Raw genomic sequence first — 15,299 nt, forward strand, 5'->3', positions numbered from 1 at the left:
GAACGGGACGCCGTCGCCGCCCGGCCGCCCGCACCCCCGGCCGCCTCTCCGCCCGACCGCGGCTTCCGGGCCCGGCGGCACGCCCGAACCACCGGCACACCCGGCGCCGCGAGGCCCGATCATCCACGGAATCGCCCCCACACCGTGACGGAGACGGAACGGGACGCCGTCGCCGCCGGGCGGCCCGCTCCCCCGGCCGCCGTCTCCGCCCGGCCCTCGGCGGGGCCTCGTTCGTCGGTCGGTGGGGACATCCTCCTCAAACGGGGGATGTGCCCCGGCGCCGGCGGTTGCCAGAGTCCTTCCATCCCGACAAATCAACCGGGTCCGGGAGGACTGAGGATGACGACAGGCAAGAGCATGGAGCAGCCGGCGGCCGAACTGTCCGAGCGGCTACCCGGACGGGTCCTGCTGCCGGGAGACGACGGCTTCGCCCAAGAACTGGACGGGTTCAACCAGATCAGCGAGCACTCCCCGGACATGATCGCGGTCGTGGCCGATGCCGCGGATGTGCGGGAGGCCGTGTCCTTCGCCGCCGCCCGTGGGCTGCCGGTGGCCGTCCAGGCCACCGGCCACGGCCCGTCCACCGCCGCGGACGGCGGGCTGCTGATCAGCACCCGCCTGCTGCGGGGCGTGAGCATCGACCCCGCCGCGAGGATCGCCAGGGTCGAGGGCGGCGCGCAGTGGTTCGAGGTGATCGAGGCCGCCGCGGAGCACGGGCTGGCCCCGCTCAACGGATCGTCCCCGCTCACCGGGGTGGTCGGGTACACCCTGGGCGGCGGCCTCGGCCTGATGGCACGCAAGTACGGCTATGCCGCGGACCATGTCACCGCCGTGGAGATCGTCACCGCGAACGGGCAGTCGCACCGGGCCACCGCCGACCACGACACCGACCTGTTCTGGGCCGCGCGCGGCGGCAAGGGCAACTTCGGCGTCGTCACCGCCATCGAGTTCCGGCTGGTACCGGTGTCGCGGCTGTACGGGGGCGGCCTGTTCTTCGCGGGCGAGGCGACCGCGGACGTGGTGCACGCCTGGCGCGAGTGGACCGCGTCCGTGCCGGAGGACCTCACCTCGTCGCTGGCGTTGCTGCGGATGCCGGACATCGAGGCGGTCCCTCCCTTCCTGCGCGGCCGGCTGACCGTGCATGTCCGGATCGCCTACCTGGGCTCCGCGGAGGAGGGCAAGCAGTTGGTCGCTCCGTTGCGCTCGGCGGGCCCGCTGGTCGTCGACACGCTCGCCGAGATGCCGTACACGGCGGCCGGGGAGATCCACAACGACCCGACCGAGCCGATTCCGTACAGCGAGCGGTCGATGATGCTGCGCACGCTGGACGAGGCGGCGGTGGACGCGTTGCTGGAGCTGGCCGGTCCGGGGGCCGACTGCATCGATCTGGTCGTCGAGCTGCGCCAGCTGGGCGGCGCGGTCGGCAGGCCGTCCGTGGTGCCCAACGCCGTCGACCACCGGGACGCGGCGTTCGCGCTGTCGACCCTCTCGCTCCCCGACGACCGCCCCCCGCTGGTGGTGGACGGCATGGCGCCGTGGGGCACGGGGCGCCGCTACCTCAACTTCCTGGCCGGTCCCGACTCCTCACGGCTCGCCGAGAGCGGTTATGAACCGGCCACTTTCTCCCGGCTCGCCGCCATCAAGGCCCAGGTCGATCCGGACAATATCTTCCGGTTCAACCACAACATCGCGCCGCGTCCGTAGACGGTCCGACCTTCGCGGAGCGCCGCGCAGGCCTGCTGGGGCCTGCGCGGCTGCTCTGCCCCGTGCTCGCCGGATGGGCGGGCCGCCGCACGGCCGCTCCGTGATATCCCGCCGATACACGCCGTTGCAAGGCTGGGCGGGCCGATTAGCCACTGTTCGACTGGTTGTCAATAGAGGAGGACGTCAGTGAAGCGACGTGATGTGGTCAAGGGCATCGCGGGCGCCGCCGCGGTGGTGGCGGTGCCCGCAGGTGTCATCCGGGCGGGCGACACCTGGGCCGCCGCGCACGACGACACGGGAGGGGAGCACACGGAGGAGGCGGTCCGGGATCTCTACACCGAGCAGTACAAGGGCCGCACGATAACCGTGTCGGAGGCCACCGGTGCGGTGCACATAGACGGCAAGGAACTGCATGTCATGAAGCTGGGTGACGGCGCCTACCTCACCTCGATGTGCCACTACCGGATCGAGCCCACGCCGCTGGCCGCCGGCCGCCAGGCCGTCGACGAGCTGCGCGGGGCGAACCTGCTCCCGTCCGGTACCCACCACGCCTGATGAGCCCCCTCGAGAGCCACGAGAAGCGAGAGAGAAGACACCACATGGTTCCCGTTCGGAAGAACCACCTCGACATGACCGCCACGGAGAAGCGGCGCTTCATCCGCGCGCTGCTCCGGGTGAAGGAGACAGGCGTCTACGACGAGCTGGTCCGGATCCACATACAGATCAACTCGGGCGACTACCTGGACAAGGACGGAGGTGTCGGCAAGCGCTGGGGTCACATGAGTCCGGGCCTGTTCCCGTGGCACCGCCAGTACCTGCTGATCCTCGAGCGGGCGCTCCAGCAGTTCGATCCCACCGTCACCATCCCTTACTGGGACTGGACCAAGGACCAGAGCCCGGACTCGCCGCTGTGGGCCGACACCTTCATGGGCGGCAACGGCCGGCCCGGTGACCGGAAGGTCATGACCGGCCCGTTCGCCCGCTGCAACGGCTGGAAGCTGAACGTCAGCGTGGTGCCGGTCGGCGACGAGCATCCGGCGTTCAACGGCCACTACACCACGGACGACCGGGACTATCTGGTCCGGGACTTCGGTACGACGAACCCCGCCCTGCCGACGGTGAAGGAGCTGGAGGACACCCTCGCGCTCACGGCGTACGACACGCCGCCCTACAACTACACGTCCGGCTACGGCACCGAGACGCAGTCCCTGCGCAACCACCTGGAGGGGTACGCGAAGTTCCCCTGGGAGGCGAACCTCGGCAAGCTGCACGGCGCCGGGCACACGTGGGTGGGCGGTCACATGCTGTACATCGGATCGCCGAACGACCCGATCTTCTTCATGCACCACAGTTTCATCGACAAGCTCTGGTCGATGTGGCAGAAGGCGCATCCGGACGTTCCGCAGTACCTCCCGGTGGAAGAACACCCGGATGTTCCCTCGCTGCACACGAAACTCGCCCCCTGGTATTCGATGTCGCCTGCCGAACTCCTCGATCATTCGAAGTTCTACAGCTACGCGTAGCAATTCTCCCGGGGGGGGGCAGAAAAGAGTCTTACGAAAGCCGTACTGCGCCGCCGATACCGTTGCCGTCGATATTCTCTTGATACCGACGGCAACTGTATGGGAACCATGACGGGCATCAGCCCGCGCTTCGACTTCCGCACATCACTACGGGGGTACTGATATGTGCGCCGAATACGCTTTCCGAATACTCGGCCCACTGCTCGTGACGAACGGCGACGAGCCGATCGAAATCAGTGGGATCCGCAGGCAGAAACTGTTAGCCGCGCTGCTCCTGCAGCCCAATCAGATGGTCAGCCTGGACCGGCTGGTCGACGCGCTGTGGGACGACAATCCACCCGCGTCCGCCCGCGGCCAGATCCGTATCTGCGTCTCCGGCCTTCGCCGGCTGCTCAGGGGCCGCGAGGACGACAGCGTGATCGAGACGCACCCGTCCTGCTACCGCATCCGGGCGCGGGACGACGACCTGGACCTGTTCACCTTCGAGAGGCTGGTCGCCCAGGGCCGGGACATGGTCCGCGACAACCGGTTGGAGCGCGCCGAGGAGCTGCTCGGGTCCGCGCTCGCGCTGTGGCGTGGCCCGGTCGCGGCCGGCCTCGACATCAGTTCGCTGGCCTCGCTCGTCGTCAAACTCCACGAGGACCGGCTCACGGTGCAGGAGGAGTACTTCGACGTGGCGCTGAAACTGGGCCGCCATCAGCGGATCATCGGCGACCTGACCGGTTTCGTCACCGAGAACCCGTTCAGGGAGCGCGCCTGCGCACAGTTGATGCTGGCGCTGTACCACTCGGGCCGCCAGGCGGACGCCCTGGAGACCTTCCGCGCCGTCCGCGCCCGGTTCTCCGAGGACCTCGGTATCGAGCCGGCGCAGGATCTGCACGTACTGCACCAGTCGATCCTGGTCGGGCGGCTCGCCTCGGTGGCACCCCCGGTCTCGGACACCCCCACCGTCCCGGCCCAGCGCTCCCCCGGCCTGCGGTACGGCCGCCCGGCCGGTGTCGCACTGCTCCCGCGGAGCTCGCCGCGCGCCGTCAGCGGCTACCCGCTGGAGCAACTGCGCCTGGAGAACGACCTGCTCCGCGTCGAACGCGACGGCCTGCGGCGGATGCTGTCGCTGTGGCTGGACCTGAACGCGAGCGATCCGGGCACCGAAGCCTGCTCCTGAACCGACATTCCTGAATCCACCACGAACCGATCGTGAAGGCCGGGGCTGTCAGATGTCCGGGGCCTGTCCGCACCGGACAGGCCCCGGACATCTGCATGCCACGGCCGAAACGGGAAACGGGTCCGCCGGGTCCGTGTACCCGTGCCGGCGGACCCGGCGGACCCGGCGGAGCCTCGTCAGGCCTGCTGCTGGGCCTGGGCGGGCGGGAGCAGCAGGGCGGTCAGACCCGCGAGCAGCGGGAGCACCGCGACGACGGCGAGCGCGCTGGTGAGGTCCATGTGCTCGGAGAGCGTTCCGGTCGCGGCGGAACCGATGCCGCCGCCGACGAAGAACATCAGGTTGAGCACGCCCATGGCACCGCCCCGCTGCGCGGGCTCCAGCCGGCTGGACAGCACGGCGGTGGTGAGCACCTGGGTGGCCGCGAACGTCGCCATGCCCATGGACGTGCCGATCAGCATGACGACGATGCCGCCCTCGACGACGCCGACGATCCCCAGGAAGGCCGCGCAGCTGACGGCGGTGACGGCCAGCAGCAGGCTGCCGCCCTTGCCGGTGGTCAGCTTGCTGGCCACCCGCGCGGACACCGCGCCGACGACGGCACCCGGCAGCAGCCAGGCACCGATCTCGAACACGTCCCAGCCGTACTTCATGGTGAGGATCTGCGGCACGGCGTACATCGCGGCGAACAGCCCGGCGTAGCCGCCCACCCCGATCGTCGCGGAGATCACGAAGGTCCGGTCGGTGGCCAGTTGACGCGGCAGGAACCCGTCGGGCCGCTTGCCGATGTGCACGACGAGGCCGACCACCGACAGCACCAGGAGCGCCGCCAGTCCGATCACCAGCGGGGTGGCCAGGTCCAGCGAGGACGCCTGGATGAGCAGCAGCAGGGAGGTGGCGCCGGTGCCCAGCAGGATTCCGCCGAGCAGGTCGACGGCCTTGCCGAAGCCGGGGCGGGTGGCCGCGAGTTCGAGGCAGAAGGGCACCAGCAGCAGCGACAGCGCCGGCAGCACGAGGGTGAGCCGCCAGTGCAGCCAGTCCGTCACCATCCCGCCCATGAGGGTGGCGGTGGAGGAGAAGAGCGCCATGGACGCGCCGAAGATCCCGAGGATCTTGGTGCGGTGCTCGGGCGCCGCCGCCGAGGCGAGCGTGAGGGCGCTGGAGGTGATGGCGCCGGAGCCCGCCGCCTGCACGAACCGGCCGGCGATCAGTGTGCCGAAGTTGGGGGCGATCAGGCACAGGACCGCGCCGACGGCGAGGAACAGGGATCCGGCGAGGAGGGTGTTGCGTACGCCCCATTTCTCCGAGAGCCGTCCGAAGAACGCCGTGCCGACGCCGAGCGCGAGGGCGTGCGCCGTCAGCACCCAGCCCGCGACGGCCGGGCGGACCTCCATCGCCTGGGCGACATCGGGCAGCGCCACGCCGGCGGCGGTCACGCCGAAAATCACGGGGCCGAAGAGGGCACCGAGCCTGAGCCCGGTCAAGCCCGCACCGGGTACGGTCCGCGGCGGGGCCTGCACCGCGCTGTTGGTGGTCATCGAAAGTCGTCCCTTCCAGGATCTGATGGGTGCGCCGGTTCGGCGTCCTCGGGTGGTTCTCGCAGGCTCTTCACACGCGCAGGTCGGAGCTCTTCACGCGTGGCGAGATGTTGTGGTTGAACCGGAAAAGGTTGTCGGGGTCGTACCGGGCCTTGATCTCGCCCAGCCGTGCGTAGGTGGCGGGCCCGAAGCCCCGCTCGGCCATCTGGGCGGTCCGCGGACCGGACAGGAAGTTGAGAGGGCTGCGGCCCGTCCCCCGGTGCGCCATGCCGTCCACGACGTGTCCCGGGCGTCCGCCGGCCGGCCCGAGAACGGACAGGCAGTAGGCGGCGTCCCGGTGGTCGGCCGCGCCCGGCACCGCGGGCGGCCGGCCGAGCGCACCACCGAGGTGGCGCAGTTCGACCACGAGGTCGCCGCAGTCGCTGCCGGGACCGGCGAGGCGGAGCAGGTCGTCGACGGCGCCCCGGCCCAACTCCCGCAGCATGAGGGAGCGTTCCTCGTAGGGGATCGGGAGCGCCGACTCGTCGTGGATGTCCGCGAAGCGGGTGTACGGCATCTCCCCCAGCGTGTCCAGGAGCGTCGGCGCGATCCTGCGCAGCGGCCGGACCAGCCGTTCACCGGCGTCGCCGGGACCGAGGTGGGCGATCCGGACGTGCACGACCAGCCTGCCCCGCAGGAGGTTCGGGACCGGCTCCAGGTCGGGCATCCGCAGCAGCGCCAGCGAGGAGGCCGTCTCCTCGGGAACGGACTCGGTCCACGTCCGCCAGGCGTGCAGGACCTCGCCGGCCGTGTCGCCGGGGAAGAACAGTCCGCCACCGTAGAGCCGGGTCACGGCGACGAGCCCGAACTCGATGGCGGTCACCACCCCGAAGTTGCCCTTGCCGCCGCGCAGCGCCCAGAATAGGTCGGCGTGCCGCCGCGCGGTGGCGGTGCGCGGCCGTCCGTCGGGGGTGACGACGTCCACCGCGGTGACGTGGTCGGCCGCGAGGCCGTACGCGCGGGAAAGCAGGGCGAGCCCGCCGCCCAGGGTGTAGCCGACCACCCCGACCAGCGGCGAGGAGCCGCTGAGCGGGGCCAGTCCGTGGGCGGCGGCCGCGTCGACGACCTGGTACCACCGCGCGCCGGCCTCGGCCCGCGCGACGCGGGTGACCGGGTCTATCGTCACCCCGGTCATCCGGCGGGTGTTGATGAGCAGTCCGGTCCCGTCGGCGGCACGCGTGGGGCCGTGGCCGGTCGCCTGGACGGCGGTCGGCAGTCCGGTCTCGGCCGCGAACGCGACGGCCTTGCGTATCTGCGTCGCGTCGCGTACGCCGAGCACCATCGCGGGCCGGTGCTGCGCGACCCGGTTGTGTCCGGCGACCTCGAGCGCGTATCCGTCGTCCTCGGGCCGCAGCACCGGTCCGGCAAGGCGTCCCGCGAGCCTTTGCGCGGTTGCCGGTCTGTACATGCGTCAGCCCTCCAGGACGGATCCCCCCTGGGCTCCAGGGCGGAGCCGCTCGGTTGCTGATCACATTTCCAGCACCGGCCGCGAGGGCCCATCCCTCTATTGAGGGGAAGCGGGCGTCAGCGCTGTGGACCCCCGGATTCCGGCCGGCCGGTGGCGGTCCCGTGGGGCGGCTGCACCGGCATGTCGCCCAGGACGCGGAGCATCTCGACCAGTTGCCTCAGCCGGTCCTCCCCCAGCAGGTCCTCCACGCGCGCGTGCAGCTCCGCCGCCTCCTCGACCGCCGTCGTCAGATGCCGGCGGCCGGTGCCGGTGAGGGCGATGATGCGGCGCCGGCGGTTCGCCGGGTCCATCTCCTTGGTCACGAGGCCACGCGCCTCCAGACGGTCCAGCAGCACGGTGAGCGTGGACCGGTCGACCGCGGCCAGGGATCCGAGCGCGGACTGGTCCAGGCTGCCGTGGTCGTCCAGGGCGAGCAGCACCGCGAACTGAGGGCTGGTCAGGTCGGGCAGACGGTGCTGCCAGAGCGCTGTCCACGCCTGCCCGGCCCGGCGCAGCTGATGCGGCAGCGCCTCTTCCAGTTGCGGCCGTGGACGTGATGGCGCTCGCCGAGGGCTTGTGTTCGTCATGCCGGGCAGTATATTCAGTACAAGGATATTCCGTACACGGAAGGTCATGGTGAGGGCAGGATGCGGCTGATCGTGGGAATGACCGGCGCCACCGGCGCCGTGCTGGGGGTCCGACTGCTCACCGAGTTACGCGGGCACCCGCAGGTCGAGACGCACCTCGTGCTCAGCCGCTGGGCGCGCGCCACGGTGGAACTGGAGACCGGGCTGAGCGGGCGCGAGGTGAGCGCGCTCGCCGACGTCACCTACTCGCCCGACGACCAGGGAGCGGCGATCTCCTCCGGCTCCTTCCCCATCGACGGCATGGTGATCGTCCCGTGCAGCATGAAGACGCTGGCCGGCATCCGGGCCGGGTACGCCGAAGGGCTGATGGGCCGCGCCGCGGACGTGACGCTCAAGGAGCGGCGTCGGATGGTCCTGGTGCCGCGGGAGACGCCGCTCAACGAGATCCATCTGGAGAACATGCTGACGCTGGCCCGCATGGGCGTGACCATCGTGCCGCCCATGCCCGCCTTCTACAACCGGCCGGAGTCGGTCGACGACATCGTCGACCACATCGTGGCCCGCGTACTCGACCAGTTCGGGCTCGAGGTCGCCGGAGCCCGGCGCTGGGACGGCTTTCCGCACCCCGCGGCCCGCCGCGCGGACCTCACGGCCGACGTCCCTGCGGTACACCGCAACGGCACGAAACAGAGGAGCGCCCGTTCATGACCAGCCCCACGACCAGGCCCGCGACCGGGTCGGCGACCGATGCCGCGCCCGATGCGACTTCCGGGTCCACGACCGATGCCACGTCCGGGTCCACGGCCGCCTCCACGACCGGTCCCGCGACCGGCGCCGTGCGGTTCGGTGACCTTCGCGGCTACCTCGACGCGCTGGAAGCCCTCGGCGACCTCACCCACGTCCGGCGGACGGTGAGCGCCGACCTGGAGGCCGCCGCGATCAGCCGTCTCTCCTGCGAACGCCAGACGCCGGCCCCGCTGTTCGAGAACGTGGAGGGCGTCGCGCCGGGCTTCCGGCTGCTCGGGGCGCCCGCCGCGCTCAGTGCCGCCCCCGGCAAGCCGCTGGCCCGGGTCGCCCTGTCCGTCGGCCTGCCCGCCTCGGCCACCGCGGCCGACCTGGTCGAGCACCTGGCCGGCACCCGCCTGGCGACGCCCGTACCCCCTCGGCTCGTCCCGCGGGAGGACGCCCCCTGCAAGCAGAACGTGCTGCTGGGCGACGAGGCCACCCTCGACCGTTTCCCGGTGCCGCGGGTCCACGAGTTCGACGGCGGACCGTACGCCAACACCTGGGGAATCATCGTCGCCCGGACCCCGGACGGCCGGTGGACCAACTGGTCCATCGCCCGGATCATGCTGATCGACGGCAAGCACATGACCGGCCTGGTGATACCGGCGCAGCACATCGGCATGATCTGGCAGGAGTGGGCCGAGCGCGGCGAGCCCATGCCGTACGCGCTGGTCCAGGGCGGGGACCCGGCCATCCCGTTCGTCGGGGGCGTTCCGCTGCCGCCGGGGGTCGACGAGGCCGGCTACATCGGGGCGCTGCACGGCGAGCCGGTCGACGTCGTGCGGTGCGAGACGGTCGACCTGGAGGTGCCCGCGGGCGCGGAGATCGTCATCGAGGGGCACCTGTCCGTCGGCCGCGACGCGCGGGAGGGGCCGTTCGGCGAGTTCGCCGGGTACGCCTCCACCGAGACCTCGATGCAGCCGGTGTACACGGTCGAGGCCATCACCCACCGCGACGACCCGATCTGGCCGCTGGTGGCCGAGGGCCGGCCCGTGGACGAGTTCCACACCGTCACGGGTGTCGGTCAGGCGGCCGAGGTCCTGGCCGAGCTGCGCGCCGCCGGCCTGCCGGTCACCACCGCCTGGTCACCGCTGCGCGCCGCCTCGCACTGGATGGTGGTCACCGTCCCCCAGGACTGGCGGGAACGACTGCCCGGCGTCGACTCGGCGGAACTCACGCACCGGATCGGCAAGGTGCTCTCCGAGTCGCACTCGGGCCGTGCCACGGCGGCCACCTTCGTCCTGGACGACGACATCGACCCGGCCGACGACACCGACCTGTTGTGGGCGCTGGCCACCCGGATCCACCCCCTGGACCGTGCGGAGCCGTGGTACGGCTTCGTGCACCCCCTGCTGAACTGCTACACCCACGAGGAACGCGCCGCCCAGTCCGGCCCCATCGTCTTCCGCGACGGGCTCCTGCCCGCCCCGGACGGCAGCCTCCTCCCGCACAGCTCCTTCGCCCAGGCGTACCCGGAGCCGATCCGCCGCCGGGTCCTCGAGCGCTGGAACGACTGACGCGGGACCGGGACCGGAGCGGGCCCAGGCGTGCAGGCCGTGCACAGACACTGACGCCGGGCCCGCCACCGCCCGGCCCCGCTGTACTGCCCACGCCGAATCGCCGGCCATCGGTCTGCCGGTCCGGCGCGGTCGTGGTGAAGGTCCCTGCGAATCCGGACGGAGCACGTGAACCCGTGAGCCCCCTGAACTCCTCCAACCCTCTGGGCCACCTGAGCCCCATGAGTCCCGTGACCACCGAGCAGCGGCACGGAGGGCTCGCGGCCCTCCCCCGTACCCACAGCGGGGGCGTCCGATGAGGAACGCGCTCGTCATAGGTGCCGGACTGATCGGTACGTCCGCGGCGCTGGCCCTCGCCGGACGCGGTGTCAGCGTCCATCTGGCCGACCACGACCCGGACCGGGCACGGACGGCGGCGGCACTGGGCGCCGGCAGCGACGAGCCGCCGCCCGGCCGCGTCGACCTCGCGCTCGTCGCCGTACCGCCCGCGCACACCGCGACCGTGCTGGCCGAGGCCATGCGTGCGGGGGTCGCGCGCGGGTACGCCGACGTCGCCGGTGTCAAGGGCGGCCCCCGGCGCGAACTGGAGGACCTGGGCATCGATCTCAGCGCGTACATCGGTACGCATCCGATGGCGGGCAAGGAGAGTTCCGGGCCGCTCGCGGCGAACGCCGATCTCTTCGAGGGCCGCCCGTGGGTGCTCACCCCGACGCCGGAGACCGACACCGAGGTGCTGAACCTCGCCCTCGAACTGGTCGCGCTCTGCGGCGCTGTGCCCGTGGTCATGGACGCCGCCGCCCACGACCGGGCCGTCGCCCTCGTCTCGCACACGCCCCAACTCGTCTCCTCGATGGTCGCCGCCCGGCTGGAGTCCGCGGACCAGACGGTGGTACGCCTGTGCGGCCAGGGCATCCGCGACGTCACCCGGATCGCCGCCTCCGACCCCCGGATGTGGATCGAGATCCTGTCGGCCAACCCCGGTCCCGTCGCCGATGTGCTCGACGGCGTGGCAGCCGACCTCGGCGAGACCGTCGAGTCGCTGCGCGCCCTGCAGTCCGCCGACGAGGCGAAGCGGCGCGGCGGCGCGGCACGCATCGCCGACGTCCTGCGCCGGGGCAACGTGGGCCGCCAGCGGGTGCCCGGAAAACACGGCGAGGCCCCGGCCGTCTACGAGACGGTGGGCGTCCTCATCAGCGACCAGCCGGGCGAACTGGCACGGATCTTCGCCGATGCCGGACGCGCGGGGGTCAACATCGAGGACGTACGGATCGACCACGCGACCGGTCAGCAGGCAGGCCTGGTGCAACTCATGGTGGGCCCCCAGGCGGCCCCCGCCCTGAGCACAGCCCTCAGCGAACGCGGCTGGTCGATCCGCCACTGACACCCGCTTGCGGGTTTCACAGCACCGGTGTGACAGCGATACTGCTGCACATGACGATCGAGACCGAGGAGCCGGCCCTCACCGTCGACGAGCTGGCCGCGCGCGCGGGGGTCACCGTGCGCACGGTGCGCTTCTACAGCACGAAGGGGCTGCTGCCGCCGCCGGTGATCGGTCCGCGCCGGGTGGGGCACTACGGCCCGGAGCACCTCGCGCGCCTCGCGCTGATCGAGGAACTGCAAGGGCAGGGCCTGACGCTGGCGGCGATCGAGCGCTACCTGGACCGGCTGCCGCCCGGCCTGGACGCCCACGACCTCGCCGTGCACCGCGCGGTGGTGGCGTCCTGGGCGCCGGACAGCGTGGAGACGGTGACCGGGGAGGAGCTGCGGCAGCGGGCGGGGCGGGCGCTGGACGAGGCGGACGTGGAACGGCTCGCCGCGATGGGCGTGCTGGGCGAGGGCGCCGCCGACGGCTCGTACCGCGTCGACGCCGGGCTGCTCAGGCTGGGCGTCCGCCTCCTCGACGTACCGCTGTCGCAGGAGGCGATCCTGGCCGCGCGCACCGTGCTGGTGGACCATGCGCGGGCCGCGGCGCACGAGTTGTCGCGGCTGCTGCGGGAGGACGTGACGGAGCGGGACGCTCAGGCGGTGCGGTCGCTGTCGGCGCACATGCAGCCGCTGGTCGTGCAGGCACTGCTGACGGCGTTCCAGCGCTCGCTCACCCAGGAGGTGCGGGAGTGGCTCGGGGAGCCGCCGGAGTCGGACGGCTCCCCGTGACGGGTGCGGTGGCTCAGCGCGCGTCGGTGAAGGTCTCGCCCTTCTCCGCCTTCTCCACGAGGAGCGCGGGCGGGGTGAAGCGGTCGCCGTAGCGCTCGGCGAGTTCCCGCGCGCGGGCCACGAATCCGGGCAGACCGCCGTCGTAGCCGTTGATGTACTGCAGGACGCCGCCGGTCCAGCCCGGGAAGCCGATGCCGAACAGGGAGCCGATGTTGGCGTCGGCCACGGACGTCAGGACGCCTTCCTCCAGGAGCCTGACCGTGTCGAGGGCCTCGGAGAAGAGCATGCGTTCCTGCATGTCGAGGAAGGGGATGCTCGCGTCCTCACGGGTGAAGTGCTCGCGCAGACCCGGCCACAGGCCGACTCGCTTGCCGTCCTCGTCGTACTCGTAGAAGCCGGCGCCGCCGCTGCGGCCGGTGCGGCCGAACTCGTCGACCATGCGGTCGATGACGGCCTCGGCGGGGTGGCCGGGCCAGGTGCCGCCGGCCTCCTCGACGGCCCGCTTCGACTCGTTGCGGATCTTCCGCGGCAGGGTCAGCGTCAGCTCGTCCATCAGGGACAGGACCTTGGCCGGGTAGCCGGCCTGGGCCGCCGCCTGCTCCACGGACGCGGGTTCGATGCCCTCGCCGACCATGGCGACGCCCTCGTTGATGAAGTGGCCGATCACCCGTGAGGTGAAGAAGCCGCGCGAGTCGTTGACGACGATCGGCGTCTTCTTGATCTGCCGGACCAGGTCGAAGGCGCGGGCGAGCGCCTCGTCGCCGGTGCGTTCGCCCCTGATGATCTCGACGAGCGGCATCTTGTCGACGGGCGAGAAGAAGTGCAGGCCGACGAAGTCGCCCTGCCGCTCCACGCCCTCGGCGAGGACGGTGATCGGGAGGGTGGAGGTGTTGGAGCAGAGCAGGGCGTCCGGCTCGACGATGTGCTGGATCTCCTGGAACACCTTGTGCTTGAGCGAGGTGTCCTCGAAGACGGCCTCGATGACGGCGTCGCAGCCGGCCAGGTCCTGCGGGTCCGCGGTGGGCGTGATGCGGGCGAGCAGCGCGTCCGCCTTCTCCTGGCTGGTGCGCCCGCGGGAGACGGCCTTGGCGCAGAGCTTCTCGGAGTACGCCTTGCCCTTGACGGCCGCTTCGAGGGAGACGTCCTTGAGGACGACGTCGATGCCCGCGCGGGCGGCCGAGTAGGCGATGCCGGCGCCCATCATGCCGGCGCCGAGGACGGCCACCTTGCGGACCTGGCGGGGCGCGACGCCCTGGGGCCTGCTGACGCCGGAGTTGACGGCCTGGAGGTCGAAGAAGAAGGCCTGGATCATGTTCTTCGAGGTCTGGCCCGCGGCCAGTTCCACGAAGTAGCGGGCCTCGATGACCTGTGCGGTCTCGAAGTCGACCTGGGCGCCCTCGACGGCGGCGGCGAGGATGTTGCGGGGCGCCGGGTAGGGGGCGCCGCCCGTCTGCTTGCGCAGGGTGGCGGGGAAGGCGGGCAGGTTCGCCGCGAACTTGGGGTTCGCGGGGGTGCCGCCGGGGATGCGGTAGCCGGGCCGGTCCCAGGGCTGCTGCGACTCGGGGTGGGCGTCGACGAAGGCGCGGGCCTTGGCGAGCATCTCCTCGTGGGTGTCGGCGACCTCGTCGACCAGGCCGTTCTCCAGGGCGCGCCGCGGGCTGTACTGGGTGCCCTGGAGGAGGACCTTGAGGAGGGCGTCGGCGATGCCGAGCAGGCGGACCGTGCGGACGACGCCGCCGCCTCCGGGGAGCAGGCCGAGGGTGACCTCGGGGCAGCCGACCTTCGCGCCGGGCGCGTCCAGGGCGATCCGGTGGTGGCAGGCGAGGGCGAGTTCGTAACCGCCGCCGAGGGCCGCGCCGTTGAGGGCGGCGACGACGGGCTTGCCGAGGGTCTCGATGCGGCGCAGGTTGCGCTTGATCTCCAGGCCGCCGTCGAAGAGTTCCTGGGCGGTGTCGGGGGTGACGCGGATCAGGTCGCGCAGGTCGCCGCCGGCGAAGAAGGTCTTCTTCGCGGAGGTGATGATGACGCCCCGGACGGTGTCCTTCTCGGCCTCCAGGCGGTCGGTGACCGCCGCGAGGGAGGCCCGGAAGGCCTGGTTCATGGTGTTCGCGGACTGGTCGGGGTCGTCGAGGACGAGGGTGACGAGGCCGGTGCGGTCCTGTTCCCAGCGGATGGTGGTGCTCTGTGTCATGACGGGGTCTCCGTTGAAGTCTCTTGGCTGCGCCGGGGTGGTCAGACGCGTTCGACGATCGTGGCGATGCCCATGCCGCCGCCCACGCACAGCGTGGCGAGGCCGTAGCGCTTGTCCTGGCGCTCCAGTTCGTCGACGAGCGTGCCGAGGATCATGGCGCCGGTGGCGCCGAGGGGGTGGCCGAGGGCGATCGCGCCGCCGTTGACGTTGACCTTGTCCAGGGACAGGCCCATGTCCCGCGCGAACCGCAGGACGACCGCCGCGAACGCCTCGTTGATCTCGACGAGGTCGATGTCGTCGATGGTCAGGCCGGCCTTGGCGAGGGCCTTGCGGGTGGCGGGCGCCGGACCGGTGAGCATGATCGTGGGCTCGGAGCCGGAGACGGCCGCGGAGACGATCCGCGCGCGCGGGGTGAGGCCGTACCGCTCGCCGGTCTCCTTGGAGCCGACCGCGACGAGCGAGGCGCCGTCGACGATGCCGGAGGAGTTGCCCGCGTGGTGGACGTGGTCGATCTTCTCCACCCAGTGGTACTTCTGCAGCGCCACGGCGTCGAAGCCGCCCAGTTCGCCGATGTCGGCGAAGGAGGGCTTGAGCCTGGCGAGGGAGTCGGCGGTGGTGCCGGGGCGCGGGTGCTCGTCGCGGTCGAGGACG

General features: G+C 71.7%; 13 protein-coding genes. 8 read left to right on the forward strand and 5 right to left on the reverse strand.

Annotation, left to right across the window (positions count from 1 at the left end):
• The first annotated feature begins 339 nt into the window (after positions 1 to 339).
• The 4 genes from bagG to bagI all read left to right on the forward strand — a co-directional run bounded on the left by bagG (position 340) and on the right by bagI (position 4,392).
• A complete protein-coding gene (gene bagG, locus BZL64_RS12700; RefSeq protein WP_244205316.1) occupies positions 340 to 1,704 on the forward strand; it encodes a bagremycin/ferroverdin biosynthesis FAD-dependent oxygenase BagG/FevA2 in 1,365 nt (454 codons plus the stop codon).
• Positions 1,705 to 1,890: 186 nt separating this feature from the next.
• Entirely contained in the window at positions 1,891 to 2,259 is a 369-nt protein-coding gene (bagZ, locus tag BZL64_RS12705; protein WP_244205317.1) for a bagremycin/ferroverdin biosynthesis copper chaperon BagZ/FevE, read from the forward strand.
• A gap of 44 nt (positions 2,260 to 2,303) precedes the next feature.
• Complete coding sequence (bagH, locus tag BZL64_RS12710) at positions 2,304 to 3,227, forward strand: bagremycin/ferroverdin biosynthesis o-aminophenol oxidase BagH/FevF (RefSeq protein ID WP_086769148.1); 924 nt, start codon at positions 2,304 to 2,306, stop codon at positions 3,225 to 3,227.
• Between the two features lie 205 nt (positions 3,228 to 3,432).
• Positions 3,433 to 4,392 (forward strand): AfsR/SARP family transcriptional regulator BagI/FevR, encoded by a 960-nt coding sequence (bagI, locus tag BZL64_RS12715; protein WP_158101525.1) that lies wholly within the window; start codon positions 3,433 to 3,435, stop codon positions 4,390 to 4,392.
• Positions 4,393 to 4,568: 176 nt separating this feature from the next.
• Here bagI and bagJ read toward each other — a convergent pair whose 3' ends face one another.
• From bagJ to bagL, 3 genes are all read right to left on the reverse strand, one after another.
• A complete protein-coding gene (gene bagJ / locus BZL64_RS12720; RefSeq protein WP_086769152.1) occupies positions 4,569 to 5,927 on the reverse strand; it encodes a bagremycin/ferroverdin transporter BagJ/FevB in 1,359 nt (452 codons plus the stop codon).
• 70 nt (positions 5,928 to 5,997) lie between these two features.
• A complete protein-coding gene (gene bagK / locus BZL64_RS12725) occupies positions 5,998 to 7,374 on the reverse strand; it encodes a bagremycin/ferroverdin biosynthesis FAD-dependent oxygenase BagK/FevA1 (RefSeq protein WP_086769154.1) in 1,377 nt (458 codons plus the stop codon).
• A 116-nt stretch (positions 7,375 to 7,490) separates the two neighbouring features.
• The gene (bagL, locus tag BZL64_RS12730; RefSeq protein ID WP_158101526.1) at positions 7,491 to 8,000 is read right to left on the reverse strand and encodes a MarR family transcriptional regulator BagL/FevM; all 510 of its coding nucleotides are present in this window, start codon (positions 7,998 to 8,000) and stop codon (positions 7,491 to 7,493) included.
• A gap of 60 nt (positions 8,001 to 8,060) precedes the next feature.
• Between bagL and bagM the strand changes: the two genes are divergently transcribed.
• From bagM to BZL64_RS12750, 4 genes are all read left to right on the forward strand, one after another.
• A complete protein-coding gene (gene bagM / locus BZL64_RS12735; protein WP_086769158.1) occupies positions 8,061 to 8,708 on the forward strand; it encodes a bagremycin/ferroverdin biosynthesis UbiX family decarboxylase BagM/FevK in 648 nt (215 codons plus the stop codon).
• Positions 8,705 to 10,303 (forward strand): bagremycin/ferroverdin biosynthesis UbiD family decarboxylase BagN/FevL, encoded by a 1,599-nt coding sequence (gene bagN / locus BZL64_RS12740; RefSeq protein WP_208639427.1) that lies wholly within the window; start codon positions 8,705 to 8,707, stop codon positions 10,301 to 10,303. The genes bagM and bagN overlap by 4 nt, the downstream gene beginning before the upstream one ends.
• 295 nt (positions 10,304 to 10,598) lie before the next feature.
• On the forward strand, positions 10,599 to 11,684 hold the full coding sequence (locus BZL64_RS12745; protein ID WP_086769160.1) for a prephenate dehydrogenase: 1,086 nt from the start codon (positions 10,599 to 10,601) through the stop codon (positions 11,682 to 11,684).
• A gap of 50 nt (positions 11,685 to 11,734) precedes the next feature.
• Complete coding sequence (locus tag BZL64_RS12750; protein WP_086769170.1) at positions 11,735 to 12,457, forward strand: MerR family transcriptional regulator; 723 nt, start codon at positions 11,735 to 11,737, stop codon at positions 12,455 to 12,457.
• Between the two features lie 13 nt (positions 12,458 to 12,470).
• On the opposite strand, the gene BZL64_RS12755 is transcribed toward BZL64_RS12750, so the two are convergent.
• Complete coding sequence (locus tag BZL64_RS12755) at positions 12,471 to 14,648, reverse strand: 3-hydroxyacyl-CoA dehydrogenase NAD-binding domain-containing protein (RefSeq protein ID WP_086769162.1); 2,178 nt, start codon at positions 14,646 to 14,648, stop codon at positions 12,471 to 12,473.
• 41 nt (positions 14,649 to 14,689) lie between these two features.
• Positions 14,690 to 15,299: acetyl-CoA C-acyltransferase (locus BZL64_RS12760; protein WP_143663109.1), on the reverse strand; the 610-nt coding region annotated here is incomplete at its 5' end.

Source organism: Streptomyces bobili (assembly GCF_002154575.1).
Taxonomy (GTDB): domain Bacteria; phylum Actinomycetota; class Actinomycetes; order Streptomycetales; family Streptomycetaceae; genus Streptomyces; species Streptomyces bobili.

What these genes read in the sequence shown, in the direction of transcription:
- bagG (WP_244205316.1), top strand. Translation starts at nt 340, where the DNA reads ATGACGACAGGCAAGAGCATGGAGCAGCCGGCGGCCGAACTGTCCGAG.
- bagH (WP_086769148.1), top strand. Translation starts at nt 2,304, where the DNA reads ATGGTTCCCGTTCGGAAGAACCACCTCGACATGACCGCCACGGAGAAG.
- bagJ (WP_086769152.1), bottom strand. Translation starts at nt 5,927, where the DNA reads ATGACCACCAACAGCGCGGTGCAGGCCCCGCCGCGGACCGTACCCGGT.
- bagK (WP_086769154.1), bottom strand. Translation starts at nt 7,374, where the DNA reads ATGTACAGACCGGCAACCGCGCAAAGGCTCGCGGGACGCCTTGCCGGA.
- bagL (WP_158101526.1), bottom strand. Translation starts at nt 8,000, where the DNA reads ATGACGAACACAAGCCCTCGGCGAGCGCCATCACGTCCACGGCCGCAA.
- bagM (WP_086769158.1), top strand. Translation starts at nt 8,061, where the DNA reads ATGCGGCTGATCGTGGGAATGACCGGCGCCACCGGCGCCGTGCTGGGG.
- bagN (WP_208639427.1), top strand. Translation starts at nt 8,705, where the DNA reads ATGACCAGCCCCACGACCAGGCCCGCGACCGGGTCGGCGACCGATGCC.
- BZL64_RS12745 (WP_086769160.1), top strand. Translation starts at nt 10,599, where the DNA reads ATGAGGAACGCGCTCGTCATAGGTGCCGGACTGATCGGTACGTCCGCG.
- BZL64_RS12750 (WP_086769170.1), top strand. Translation starts at nt 11,735, where the DNA reads ATGACGATCGAGACCGAGGAGCCGGCCCTCACCGTCGACGAGCTGGCC.
- BZL64_RS12755 (WP_086769162.1), bottom strand. Translation starts at nt 14,648, where the DNA reads ATGACACAGAGCACCACCATCCGCTGGGAACAGGACCGCACCGGCCTC.